General features: G+C 43.7%; 11 protein-coding genes. 4 read left to right on the top strand and 7 right to left on the bottom strand.

Annotated features, from left to right (window positions below):
* Window positions 1-222: 222 nt before the first annotated feature.
* Complete coding sequence (locus AB4238_RS11595) at window positions 223-1,005, bottom strand: tetratricopeptide repeat protein (RefSeq protein WP_372033589.1); 783 nt, start codon at window positions 1,003-1,005, stop codon at window positions 223-225.
* Window positions 1,006-1,443: 438 nt separating this feature from the next.
* Here AB4238_RS11595 and crp point away from each other — a divergent pair, with 438 nt between their 5' ends.
* The 4 genes from crp (at window position 1,444) to AB4238_RS11575 (ending at window position 4,611) form a co-directional block, all read left to right on the top strand.
* Window positions 1,444-2,079 (top strand): cAMP-activated global transcriptional regulator CRP, encoded by a 636-nt coding sequence (gene crp / locus AB4238_RS11590; protein WP_012156707.1) that lies wholly within the window; start codon window positions 1,444-1,446, stop codon window positions 2,077-2,079.
* Between the two features lie 80 nt (window positions 2,080-2,159).
* A complete protein-coding gene (locus AB4238_RS11585) occupies window positions 2,160-2,498 on the top strand; it encodes a PepSY domain-containing protein (protein WP_372033588.1) in 339 nt (112 codons plus the stop codon).
* Between the two features lie 110 nt (window positions 2,499-2,608).
* The gene (locus tag AB4238_RS11580; RefSeq protein WP_372033587.1) at window positions 2,609-3,283 is read left to right on the top strand and encodes a response regulator transcription factor; all 675 of its coding nucleotides are present in this window, start codon (window positions 2,609-2,611) and stop codon (window positions 3,281-3,283) included.
* On the top strand, window positions 3,280-4,611 hold the full coding sequence (locus tag AB4238_RS11575; RefSeq protein ID WP_372033586.1) for an ATP-binding protein: 1,332 nt from the start codon (window positions 3,280-3,282) through the stop codon (window positions 4,609-4,611). Before AB4238_RS11580 ends, AB4238_RS11575 begins: the two co-directional genes overlap by 4 nt.
* Window positions 4,612-4,689: 78 nt before the next feature.
* Here AB4238_RS11575 and AB4238_RS11570 read toward each other — a convergent pair whose 3' ends face one another.
* From AB4238_RS11570 to dbpA, 6 genes are all read right to left on the bottom strand, one after another.
* Window positions 4,690-5,487: a DUF1338 domain-containing protein gene (locus AB4238_RS11570; RefSeq protein ID WP_372033585.1), complete on the bottom strand. Its 798-nt coding sequence runs from the start codon at window positions 5,485-5,487 to the stop codon at window positions 4,690-4,692.
* Between the two features lie 234 nt (window positions 5,488-5,721).
* Window positions 5,722-7,182 carry a succinylglutamate-semialdehyde dehydrogenase gene (gene astD / locus AB4238_RS11565; RefSeq protein WP_372033584.1) on the bottom strand — a complete coding sequence of 487 codons (1,461 nt, stop codon included), beginning with the start codon at window positions 7,180-7,182 and terminating at the stop codon, window positions 5,722-5,724.
* A 9-nt stretch (window positions 7,183-7,191) separates the two neighbouring features.
* On the bottom strand, window positions 7,192-8,211 hold the full coding sequence (gene astA / locus AB4238_RS11560) for an arginine N-succinyltransferase (RefSeq protein ID WP_372033583.1): 1,020 nt from the start codon (window positions 8,209-8,211) through the stop codon (window positions 7,192-7,194).
* Window positions 8,212-8,340: 129 nt separating this feature from the next.
* The gene (locus AB4238_RS11555; RefSeq protein WP_220736581.1) at window positions 8,341-9,558 is read right to left on the bottom strand and encodes an aspartate aminotransferase family protein; all 1,218 of its coding nucleotides are present in this window, start codon (window positions 9,556-9,558) and stop codon (window positions 8,341-8,343) included.
* A gap of 522 nt (window positions 9,559-10,080) precedes the next feature.
* Window positions 10,081-11,223 carry an HDOD domain-containing protein gene (locus tag AB4238_RS11550; RefSeq protein ID WP_372033582.1) on the bottom strand — a complete coding sequence of 381 codons (1,143 nt, stop codon included), beginning with the start codon at window positions 11,221-11,223 and terminating at the stop codon, window positions 10,081-10,083.
* Between the two features lie 137 nt (window positions 11,224-11,360).
* A complete protein-coding gene (dbpA, locus tag AB4238_RS11545; protein WP_372033590.1) occupies window positions 11,361-12,737 on the bottom strand; it encodes an ATP-dependent RNA helicase DbpA in 1,377 nt (458 codons plus the stop codon).
* Between the last annotated feature and the right edge of the window lie 82 nt (window positions 12,738-12,819).

The following is a 12,819-nucleotide window of genomic DNA, read 5'->3' as shown; positions in this document are numbered from 1 at the left end:
ATCTCTAATCTCTAATCTCAAAGTTCATCTTAAAAAGTAAATTCCCACATCCATGCTACTCGTTTGATTAAACGGCCACATTATGGAGCTATATTTTTAGCTAATACTCTTCTACTGTCTTGCAATACTTACGCGTGCTAACGCCTATTCAAAGAGGCCTCTACTGAATTCCAACTACAAAAAAGCGCCCAACAAATGAGCGCTATATCGTGTCGACTGGTTTTACTTGCCGACTAGCGGAACCACTTCTCTGTATGGCTCATAGTTCTGATAAATTTCAAGTCGCTGCATAAACTCGCCCGCCTTGCTTTTGTCAGATGTTACGGCTAATGCATCTATAGCTCTTTGTTGAGTCGTAATCGCAGCGTCAAAGTCACCAATCTCAGCATATGCAGCGGCAAGATTATCTAAGTTGGTCGGATCTTTTTCATTGGCCTCAAGCAAAGATAACGAAAGTGCTAGTGCCTGATCACCATCGCGGTATTTAGCTTCTGGGCAGGTCGCTAAAATCCATGCAACATTACCTAGTGAGACTTCATCGCCCACTAATTTAAACTGCTCTACAGCTTTACCACAATTACGCTCTACCCCTTCACCGCCTGAAGCATAAATAAAGCCTAATCTAAAGTCGGCCCACTTATTGCCCTGCTTACTCAGCGCTGTGTACCATTGCTTTGCGGTCGATAGGTCTCTAGATACAATGCTGCCTTCAAACGCCAAGTCAGCAACGGTTTGCTGCGCCTTAGCATGGCCTTGTTGTGCTGCACTCGTAATCCACTCCATGCCAGAACCTTGGTCTTGCTCGACATAGCGACCAGAGAGATACATAAGCCCAAGCAAGTATTGTGCGTCAAAATCACCTTGGGCGGCTTTTAACTGGATATGCGCGACTTTGCTGGCCTCTTCAGCACCTTTAGGCTGGGGGATCGAAAAAGCATGAACCGTTGCGCTCGCCGTTATAAAAAAGACCACCACAGTATTTAAAATCCAAGGTCTAAACTTCACTAGAGCTCCTTTTATATCAAACCAGCAAAACATTACTAATGGTCGCTGCCGAAATGTGCTTACTGGCAGTTAGCCAGAATTTGCCACAAATGTCGAGAATAAAGACCCTTGGTCAGTAATGAGAATCATTTTTATTGATGAGGTTCAAAAAATACTGTGATCAACTACATCCACTATCTACCACTCATTGACTGCCAGAAATATACCAAACAGGATGTGATATCGCTTGCAGAGTTAAGGATACTATTGCCTGAAAAGTCGTAATGAGTTGACATATATTACTAATGTATCAAAATAAAAGACTATTTTGATAGCAAGTCACCTTCATGCATAAAGTCTAAAGTAAGACTTCCATCAAGGTTTCATCTGCTTAATTGACGTAAGATGCTTAATTAGCATATTCTTACTCTTAACGTAAATCAGTCGAGGAACATAGGCATGGCTCTGATTGGAAAGCCAAAACCAGATCCTACTTTGGAATGGTTTTTATCACACTGTCATATTCATAAGTACCCAGCCAAAAGCACTTTGATCCACGCTGGTGAAGATTCAGATACACTTTACTACATCGTAAAGGGCTCGGTTGCAGTCTTGATTAAAGACGAAGAAGGCAAAGAGATGATTCTCTCTTACCTAAACCAAGGTGACTTTATCGGTGAGTTAGGTTTGTTCGAAGAGCAAGCAGAACGTACAGCTTGGGTTCGTGCTAAGCAAGCTTGTGAAATTGCGGAAATTTCATACAAGAAGTTCAAGCAGCTGATTCAGGTTAATCCTGAAATTTTGATGAAGCTTTCTTCGCAGATGGCTTACCGTCTTCACAGCACTAGCCAAAAAGTGGGTGATTTAGCCTTCTTAGATGTGGCAGGTCGCATTGCACAAACATTGCTTCATCTTGCTAAGCAGCCAGATGCAATGACTCACCCAGACGGCATGCAGATTAAGATCACTCGTCAAGAGATCGGTCAAATTGTAGGTTGTTCTCGTGAGACTGTAGGTCGTATCTTGAAAATGCTTGAAGAACAAAACCTTATCCAAGCTCATGGCAAGACTATCGTAGTATACGGTACTCGCTAATACAGTATTAAGCTCGGTTTAAGACAGCTTCTATAAAGTGGCCTGAGAGTTATCTCAGGCCATTTTTTTAGGAGTATCGCTTGAAAGCTGTCATTTATTTAAGCGTTTTAGTTTGCTTTCTAAAACTCTCAACCTCGGCATTCGCTAATCAGATTGAAGAAGTGCAGCACTATCAAGCGCAGCAACTGGTGAAAGGCGGTAAGATTTTATCTCTAGATGTCACACTTGCAGGTGTTCAGGCTATCTGTCACGGTAAACTCATTGACGCCCATTTATATCAACAAAATGGTAAATTACGCTATGAACTACAGATCCGCACTCAAGCAAGCCAAATTGTTAACTTGACGCTAAATGCCAGCAATGGCCAATTGATAACACCAGCTGAGTTACCTAGTAGTTGCATTGCAAAACCATTGTAGTATTGGCTTATAAATCAGATCCCTTTACACTGTTCACATACTTTTGAGTTAACACTCCTGTCGAAGCCAAAACGTTAAACACTCTACAGGCACCACTGAGAGCAAACTTTATGAAATTACTCCTTGTTGAAGATAACACTCTACTTGTTGAAGAACTGCAAAAACAGTTAAAACAAGCCGGTTACGTCACTGATACTACAGATAAGATTAGCGAAGCTGATTATCTGATAAAGGAGACTAATTACGATTGTGTCATTCTAGATATTGGTCTGCCTGATGGTAATGGTCTTGAGCTACTTGAACGCTGGCGTGAGCGAGGCATACATACGCCTGTTATCATGCTAACAGCGCGTAGCCAGTGGCATGAAAAGGTAGAAGGTTTTAATTCTGGTGCTGATGACTATTTAGGTAAACCATTTCATACTCAAGAGCTATTGGTGAGGATTCAAGCCTTAATCCAACGTGCTCACGGCAAAGCAAATACACCTAATAAGCAACTAACTTATGCAGGTGTTGCGCTAGATGAAAGCCAACAGTCTGTAACCGTTGCCGATAATACCTTTGAACTGACGGCAATGGAGTTTAGGCTACTAAAGATATTCTTAATGTCGCCTAAAAAGCTGCTTTCCAAAGCCCAGTTAACGGATAAGCTATACCAGTTTGACGATGAGAAAGAGAGTAACGTTGTTGAAGTATATGTTACCCATCTGCGTAAAAAGCTAGGTAAGACTGCGATAGAAACTCGCCGCGGCCAAGGGTATATTTTTCACGGCATCGTTCAATGATCTCAATCCGTAGCAAACTAAGCCTGTGGTTAACAGGCTTAGTCGTTATCGCCACGATTGTGGCAATTATCTTTTTCGAGTCGATGTTACGCCAAGCTTTTCATGACTCAATTATCGCAAGATTGCAGGAAGATCTACAACAAGTCCTACTTGCAACTCATATTGAAGACAGTACTTTTAGAATAGATCAAAGCCAACTTTCCAATTTCTATAACCCCGTGTACTCAGGCCGCTATTACCAGTTAGATCTTCCCGAACAGGAACTAAGATCACGCTCATTGTGGGATCAACGCTTAGAAGTGGTTGATTTAGAAAAAGGCGAAACCCGCGCCTGGCAGACCAAAGGCCCACAAAACCATGACATTCAATTATTATCCATTGGATTAGAATCGGAAGCGTCTGGGATTAATGCAACGCTTACCGTTGCGCAGGACTTAAGTATTGGCCGTAAGGTTTTTTCAGAGATCTATGGCACTAAACTCATCGTCAACCTGGTGATGTTGATGACCATGATAATGGGGATTTTCCTCGTCCTACGTCAGTCCTTTAAACCAGTAAACCAAATGAAAGATACCTTAGCGAGATTGCGCGAAGGCGAAATATCATCATTTGATTTAGATACTATTCCACTCGAACTGCAACCGTTAGCCTCAAACTACAATGAACTTTTACAATATTCGAGCAAACAGATTGAGCGCAGTCGTAATAATCTTGGCAATCTAAGCCATGGTTTAAAAACACCATTGGCGGTAATGCAACAGCAGGTTGAAGCATTAGGTTTGAAAGAGCCTCAAGCCGCAGAGGCGTTACAAAAGCAACTCGACTTAGTACATAAAATGATAGAAAGAAAACTTGCTGCCGCTCGAATTACCGGTGATATGTTACCTGCGGCTCAAATGCAGTTACCGAAAGATATTGAAGATCTGACACAAACCCTCAAAAAGGTTCATCGTACTAAAAGCATTAATTGCCGTTTTAATATTCCTGCTGATATAAGCCGCTTACCTATGCACCGTGAAGACGGCATGGAACTACTCGGTAACTTGCTAGACAATGCCTTTAAATGGGCTGACAGTGAGATCAGAATCTGCATTAGCAATCACAATCAGCAGCTACTACTGACGATTGAGGATGATGGCCCAGGGGTTAAGACAGAAGAGCTGGCACAGCTCACTCACCGTGGTAAACGTTTAGACGAAGCAACCATGGGGCATGGGCTAGGCCTATCGATTGTCAAAGACATAGCCGAGCAATACAAGATTGGCTTGCGGTTCGAACACAGTCAAACCCTACCAGGCCTGAAAGTCACACTCGATTTTAGTGATTAGCAAAAAGGTTCAGCCACAAAAAAGCCGGAATGATTCCGGCTTTTTTGTTTGTATCGTTCTAAGCAACTAACGGGCTGTTTAGTTTACGTTAGTACTTTCAAAAATCTTGTCCGCAGACGCTGCCACAAAGCCTGTGTAAAGCTCTCCGTCGGCTTTAGGATAGCGGATGGCAAATTCATAAAAACAGCTAGGGATCTCAACCACAGCGTCTGAGAAGCTAACATTGATCTTGTCCGCCATTGTTGAAGATTGTTCTAGCAATACTTCAGGGCTGCCCTTAACTTCGCCACCAACGGCATTGAGTACAAAGCCTGCCTCTTTAAGTGCATCATTAACTTCAAAAATAGTGCCGAAATTAGGTAGGTGATTAATTGAAACCGTAAAGTGGTTGGCTCGATAACCCAAAGCCGCTACCCAAGCAGCATACTCACTTTCAGCTAATAACGACTCATAGGTCTTAGCATCTAGATCCCAGTGACGGCCAGAGTAAAGGAAGTTATCAGCTGTTGTTGCAGTTTCATCAACCTGCTCAATCAAGCCTTTAATCGTTGTCTGAAGCTCATCGCTGAACTCTTCTACCAACAACTCAGAGATAAATACTTTTGGTTGAGTGCTGTCAGGATGCTCAAAATGCTTAGCGTTAAGCTTCTTAGCTTCAAATTTATAGTCACCGCAAGCAACATAGCCGATAGATTCAAAATGTGCAGCGAGTACATCAAGGTTAACCTTGCTGATATTAAACGTTCGCAGTGCAATATGATCATTGATGATCGTTTCGCCCTTTGAAAGTAACTGATGGACTTTAGCGGCTGATGGGGTCATCTCAATATAATCTTGCCAAAGTGCTTCAAATAACGCGTTTACATTAGTGTGCATCGTTAACTCCTTTACGCCAGCGTGCTTATTGTTTGTTTATGTCACGCGGCTGTACACATTTGAGGGATTTAGCAGCCCCACCTAGGTTGGTAGGTGAAGCCGCTAGTACTTGCTAGATTTGCATTGCATCAACAGTGTTGATACTTGCTCAACGGCTTTAATGGTTCATAAAAGCTGTTGATATAAACAAAAGGGAAGTGCCCCGAGCACTTCCCTTTTGCTTTAACCGTAAAACTAAATACTCAGACCTGGGCTTAGTTTTGCAGGTAAGCTGACTGCGTCAGCTTCTACTGAAGCGACTGGGTAGGCACAGTAGTCAGCGGCATAAAATGCGCTTGCTCTATGGTTACCCGATGCCCCGACACCACCAAATGGTGCTGCACCTGATGCGCCTGTTATCTGTTTATTCCAGTTGACAATACCAGCGCGAATACGCGCTAAGAAGTAATCATAGTCTTCACGACTATCGGCCAGTATGCCTGCAGATAGACCATAACGTGTCGCGTTAGCCAGTCTGATTGCTTCGTCAAAATCACTGTAACGAACTACTTGAAGTAGTGGGCCAAAGTACTCTTCATCAGGCAGTTCAATCACATCAGTGACATCAATAAGACCTGGAGATACAAGACCTGTTCCCGCTTCTAGGTGCGTTAACTCAACCATTGAGGTAGCGCCTAGGTTGACTAAGTTACGTTGTGCTTCAACCATACCTTTGGCGGCAGTTTCTGAAATCATAGATCCCATAAATGGTTGAGGCTGTGCGTTCCACGCGCCCACTTGAATGTTGTTAACTGCCGTTGCTAGTTGCTCAAGCAGTTCATCCCCGGCTGCGCCTTTCTCAACATATAAGCGACGAGCACAAGTACAACGCTGGCCTGATGAAATATAAGCAGACTGGATAATGTCATGCACGGCAGCTTTAGTATCTTCAACACCTTTAATGATCAGCGGGTTATTACCGCCCATCTCTAGCGCTAAAATTTTACCTGGGTCGCCAGCATATTGCTGATGCAGGATATGACCAGTGCGAGAGCTCCCCGTGAAGAATAGGCCATCGATTTGTGGATGAGATGCTAATGCCTTACCGGTTTCAACTTCACCTTGAACAAGGTTAATCACACCCGCTGGCAAACCTGCTTTATCCCACAGTTTAAGCATCAACTCGGCCACTTTTGGCGTGAGCTCTGATGGCTTAAATACCACGGTGTTACCCGCTAACAACGCAGGTACAATATGGCCATTTGGTAAATGACCAGGGAAGTTGTAAGGACCAAATACAGCAACCACGCCATGTGGCTTATGGCGCAATACAGCACGGCCGGCTGGAGTGTCATTTTCAGAGGTGCCGGTACGCTTATGAAAAGCCGCGACAGACAAACCAATTTTGCCAATCATCGCGCCAGCTTCAGTAGCTGTTTCCCACTGCGGCTTACCGGTTTCTTGTGCAATCACTTCCGCCATTTCAGCTTTGTTTGCTTCAAGTTGGTCACGGTACGCTTCAACAATGGCTAAACGCGCTTCAAAGCCAAGCATAAACCAATCAAACTGGGCGTTACGCGCAGCATCTACAGCAGTATTGACCTGCTCTGGCGTCGCTGTTTTGCTGTTCCAAATCACTTCTTGGTTAGCTGGGTTAATTGATGTCACTTCATGACCTAAACCAGCAGTCCATTTACCTTCAATAAATTGTGTCATTTTTTAATCCTACATTGCCAAGACACGGATCTGCTCACCGTCTGCAACCATAAGGCCTGCAGCAGTTTCAGCATCTAAAATCACGTTGTCGTTGTCTTCTGATACAGCTAGCTCTGCAGCTGTAGCGCGGTAATTTTCAAGTTGAGTATTTGAAACGATAAAGCTAGTTGCCGCCGCTGGAGTATCACCAATAGATACTGTAAGCAGTCGGCTTTCGCGTACCGAACGAATATCATTTAGGTTGCACTCTACAGTCGGCCCGCCATCGAAGATATCGACGTAGCCGCGGCATCTAAAGCCTTCAGCTTGCAATAAGTTAAGTGCAGGTCGAGTATTGGCATGTACTTCACCAATCACTTTTTGTGCTGCTTCTGGTAGCAGACAAACATAGACAGCATTCTTTGGCATCATTTCAGCCATAAATGCCTTTTTCCCTAAGCCTGAAAGGTAATCTGCTTCAATAAAATCAATGCCTAAGAAGTGCTTTTGCAGCCAGTCATAAAAAGGCGAATTGCCATCATCGTCACTCTCGCCACGCATTTCAGCAATCACGGTTTCACCGAAACGTGCAGCATGCTGAGCTAAAAACAAAAATCGGCTACGTGATAACATGCGACCATTGTTGTTTTTGCGATAGCTTCCACGCAAGAATAAAGTACACAGCTCAGCAGCACCTGTGTAGTCGTGGCACAAAGTCAAAGTCTCGACCTCATTGCGCACATCAATCTGCTCTGAATGATAAACTTCAGTACCGAGGCGGTAATGGTAGAAAGCGTCTTCCATACCCACTGCAGCTTCAATACCACAAGTACCGACAACCTCACCGGTTACTGTATCTTCGAGTACCATTAAATAGCCTTCGTCAAAAGGCTTATCAACCTGTTTGGTAAACGATGCTTCTACTCGCGCAATTTTGCTTCTAAGAAGCTCTTCGTTTACAGGTAAAGATGTGAATCCATGTCCTGACTCTTCTGCTATTTGATATAGCGCGTCAAAATCCGTGGATCGAATTGGACGTATAACTAACATCTAGGAGTCTCCTCACTATCACTTGCTATTAGCTCTACAGCGCTTAATAAGCCAATGTTAAGAGCTAAGCAACAAGTATCCTAAAGACAAAAAAGAAGCGCTAGAATGATCTAGCGCCTCGTTTGCCAATTAGGCTGCGACTACTTTAGCGACTGCTCGCTCGAAACGCGCTAGGCCTTCCGCGATGTCTGCTTCTGGAATAACCAGAGAAGGAGTGAAACGTACCACGTTTGCACCCGCTACCAAGCTCATAACGCCCTCTTGGATACCGGCTACTAAGAACTCTTTAGCGCGTCCTTGGTACTTCTCATTAACGACTGCGCCAAGTAATAGACCTTGACCACGTACTTCAGTGAATACGTCATACTTATCATTGATCTTGTTTAGACCGTCACGTAGCAACTGCTCACGCTTTTTAACGCCATCTAACACTTCAGGAGTGTTAACTACGTCAAGTACTGCATTACCAATTGCACATGCTAGTGGGTTACCACCGTATGTCGAACCGTGAGTACCAATCTTAAGATGATCTGCTATCTCTTTAGTTGTCAGCATAGCTGCGATTGGGAATCCACCGCCAAGTGCTTTAGCTGTAGTCAGTACGTCAGGTACCACATCGCCGCGCATGTAAGCATAAAGCTCACCAAGACGACCAACACCGGTTTGAACTTCATCAAATACCAGCAGCGCATTGTGCTTATCACAAAGTGCACGTACCGCTTTTAGGAATTCAGGATCGGCATCGATAATGCCGCCTTCACCTTGAAGTGGCTCCATCATTACAGCACAAGTTTTGTCAGAAAATACTGCTTCAAGTGCCGCAATATCATTGAATGGTACGTGAGTAATGCTTTGTGGCTTTGGACCGAAACCGTCTGAGTATGCCGCTTGACCACCAACACTTACGGTGAAGAAGGTACGACCATGGAATGCTTTATCAAATGCGATGATTTGATCTTTCTCAGCACCAAACTTATCCATCGCGTAACGACGTACTAGCTTAAGCGCTGCTTCGTTTGCTTCTGCGCCAGAGTTGGCAAAGTAAACACGGTCAGCAAATGTTGCTTCAACAAGCTTGGTCGCTAATTCAAGCGCTGGCTCGTTAGTCATAACGTTAGATAGGTGCCAAAGCTTTTCGCCCTGCTCTTTTAGCGCACCAACTAAAGCTGGATGACAATGACCTAAACAATTAACCGCAATACCACCAGCGAAGTCGATAAACTCTTTACCTTCTTGATCCCAAACTCGGCTACCTTCGCCACGAACAGGGATTACAGCTGAAGGCGCATAGTTAGGCACCATAACTTCGTCAAATTGGGCACGTGTAAGATTAGTGTTAACGCTCATTCTTTCTCATCCTTTCTAATTTGCGACCACTTTATATGCAGTCGTTTTCCGCTTGATGCCTTTATCTTATGTAGGTGACATCGCGGTTGTTTGTTTTGCTAGGAGGACATTATTAGCGAAAATGTGATCAAAATACCAGTTTTTCACAACCTTCTAAGAGCTGTTCAGCCCTAATAGTGCATAAAGATTTGCAGAACTGAATTATCAACGCAGATATGGCGTGGGTTTAAGCATATTTAGTCATAAAAAAGTTATCTAGAGCGATGAAACGCTAAATATTCAAACTTATTGAATAATTAGCAAGTCCTATCTGGCCATTAACGCGCTAGAAAGCATTAATTCGTCACTTTTTTAGCCAGTGCATGATTAACTAACCAAATTAGTCTTTTTTATTAAAAATTGTATACTATTTTTTGGCGACAATTGGCGGATGTATGGACGTCTATCTATAGGTTCAGCTTTAGAAATGATAAGGTGTACCGATATGCTTTTTGATAATGTTATCACCTTATTTATTTAACACTAGATCAACGACAGTTTACGGTAATTTTGCGCATTCAACCGGATCAACTCTTGCTCAGAAAGCTCATAATAGTCATACATCACCCGTCGCTCTGCGGCAGTAATATTTCCAGACTCTTGTAACAGGTAAACTTTGGCAAAACAGTTAGCTCTCTCTAACAACTTAGCATCATCGTTTAAGTCTGCATATTTCAAACTGGTATTAACCGACTTAAAAGTCTGTGTTAGACGGCTTTGTTCAAAATCAAGCTGCTCCAACAACTGCCAGTTTAATAAGCCACTGTGCTTCAACGCCTGTTGATAGACATCCAATGCAGGAAACTCAGTTGCCATCACCGCATCGTAAAGTGCTTTATCACGACTGGCACTTGCCTCTCTGAGCCAAGTCCCCCAAGTACTATCAAATAGCTTGGCACAATTGCTAATAACACAAGAGTTACCCAGTTGATTCATCAAACTGCAGCTATAGAAGAATGCGCGATCTTTACCGTGCAACGCAACCAAAGCTTGCGCTGCTATCGCGCTGATAATGCTATAGCGCCATAACTTACGAGTGACCCACAGCAACTGAGGTTGACCAGTGGGCATAAGGTTACGTAGGCAAAAATAGGGGATCAACGCCTGTAGATTTTCAATTCCAATATAATTGAGTACCAACTTAATATCCGTGACTTGGATTTCAGAAGACTTTGGACGACGATGTCTAAAGGTCGGACTGTTGATCATATTAATTAGATCGCGTTGCAACCAAGGCAATGCCATCACCAACGGCCGTATTTTCACCAGGTCGACCTGTTTGCAATAGAGCATCTCCAACAGTAAAACCTGTTTGTCATCAAGGCTTGAATGTTCAAGCACTAATTCGGTGGATGCTAACTGATGCTCAATGGTTTGGTTTACGCTAGTGATAAGTTGGGTCGACACCGCTTTATATAACGCTTGAGCGCGGTTTTGCTTGTCGATTCGCGCTCTAATAGCCTCTCGTTCAATTTCTAGTTTATTAGCGCTATCTTCAAGCTCTGCATCGATTTCGCCAGCCATAGCTGTAGGCTTGCTTTTGCCTACAATTAGCAAGTGTTGCAACCTATGTTCTAGCTCAACGATTTTTCCGGGCTTTACGCCACCCGCGACTGAAATTGCCACTAAGAATCCTACTTTAAACCTTAAACTCAATAGTTGTGATAAACAGCATTAGTGTATTATCACCTTTTTAAACAGCTATAAAAAATCCAGATTAACTCTGGATTTTTTATCGGCTTGCCCACAAAATTATTTAGTCGTTAACGCATTTCCCAGGCGCGATACGAACGCCCTTTCAATTTGCCATTGACTATTTTGTGTAGTGCGCGCTTAGCAACTTTACGATTAACAGCCACATACGAGCGGTAATCGGTAATTTTAATTTTGCCGACTTCACTACCTTCAATGCCGTCATCACCGGTGAGCGCACCTAGAATGTCGCCGGGACGCAACTTCTGTTTTTTACCGCCATCGATTTGTAGGGTAATCATGCTTGGTTGCGTTGGGAAAGTGTCGAGTAAATTCTCTGATGGTAGCCCTTCGCTGACAATATCTCGCTCAAGATAATCTTCAAGCAGCGCCACTTTGTAGCCATCTTCATCGCTATAAAACGTATGTGCAGCCCCTTTACTTCCCGCGCGGCCAGTACGACCAATGCGGTGAATATGAACTTCGGTATCGAAGGCTATGTGGTAATTAATTACTGCGTCCAACGCATCAATATCGAGTCCTCGTGCTGCAACATCTGTTGCCACCATAATCGACACACTCTTGTTGGCGAACTGCAGCAAGGTTTGATCTCTGTCTCTTTGTTCAAGATCGCCATGCAACGCCACTACGCTAAAACCATCGTTTTTAAGTTGTGCCGCCACATCTTTGGTTTCACGCTTGGTGTTACAAAATACTACAGCGCTTTCAGGTCGATGTTGCAATAACAGTAACTTCAATGCTCGCATGCGGTCATTATTATTACCCACTTCATAGAAGTGCTGTTCAATCGTATTACCAGCATGGGTCGATGCCACTTTAACCATCACGGGCTTAAACATGATCTGATCGGCAATCGATTTTATTTGCTCTGGGAATGTTGCGCTAAATAATAGTGTCTGACGCTCAATAGGCATCTGCTCCATAATGCCTTCAAGTTCAACTTGAAAACCCATTTCCAGCATACGGTCAGCTTCATCTAAAACTAATGTATTGACGTTTTCTAGATCTAAACGACCGCGATCTAAATGATCAATAATACGTCCAGGCGTACCCACAATGATATGTGCGCCGTGCTCAAGCGAACCGATTTGCGGCCCCATTGGTACTCCACCGCAAAGGGTAAGCACTTTAATATTATGGATACCGCGCGCTAGAGTGCGGATCTCTTTAGCCACTTGATCAGCTAGCTCGCGTGTTGGACACAAGACTAAAGATTGAATACGGAAACGCTTAACGTCTAATTTATGCAGCAGACCCAAACCAAAAGCAGCCGTTTTGCCCGATCCGGTTTTTCCTTGGCCAATGACATCTTCCCCATTAAGGATTGCAGGTAAGCTCTGCGCCTGAATCGGTGTCATCGACTCGTAACCCATAGTGGTTAAGTTGTCGAGTAACTCAGTTTTGAGCTTTAGGGTTGAAAACGGCACTTGGCCATCGGTATCGAGGACTGATTGAGTCAAAGTTTCTTTCCTAAGTATTCACCGCGAGAATGAAGCATATTACTGGTCA

The sequence above is a fragment of the Shewanella sp. 10N.286.45.A1 genome, assembly GCF_041470405.1.
Lineage (GTDB): Bacteria > Pseudomonadota > Gammaproteobacteria > Enterobacterales > Shewanellaceae > Shewanella.
This window is presented reverse-complemented; position numbering and strand designations above follow the sequence as displayed.

Bases quoted from the DNA above. Each gene is read 5' to 3' on its own strand.
- astA (WP_372033583.1), bottom strand. From the start codon at position 8,211: ATGTTAGTTATACGTCCAATTCGATCCACGGATTTTGACGCGCTATAT.
- AB4238_RS11555 (WP_220736581.1), bottom strand. From the start codon at position 9,558: ATGAGCGTTAACACTAATCTTACACGTGCCCAATTTGACGAAGTTATG.
- AB4238_RS11575 (WP_372033586.1), top strand. From the start codon at position 3,280: ATGATCTCAATCCGTAGCAAACTAAGCCTGTGGTTAACAGGCTTAGTC.
- astD (WP_372033584.1), bottom strand. From the start codon at position 7,182: ATGACACAATTTATTGAAGGTAAATGGACTGCTGGTTTAGGTCATGAA.
- AB4238_RS11570 (WP_372033585.1), bottom strand. From the start codon at position 5,487: ATGCACACTAATGTAAACGCGTTATTTGAAGCACTTTGGCAAGATTAT.
- crp (WP_012156707.1), top strand. From the start codon at position 1,444: ATGGCTCTGATTGGAAAGCCAAAACCAGATCCTACTTTGGAATGGTTT.
- AB4238_RS11580 (WP_372033587.1), top strand. From the start codon at position 2,609: ATGAAATTACTCCTTGTTGAAGATAACACTCTACTTGTTGAAGAACTG.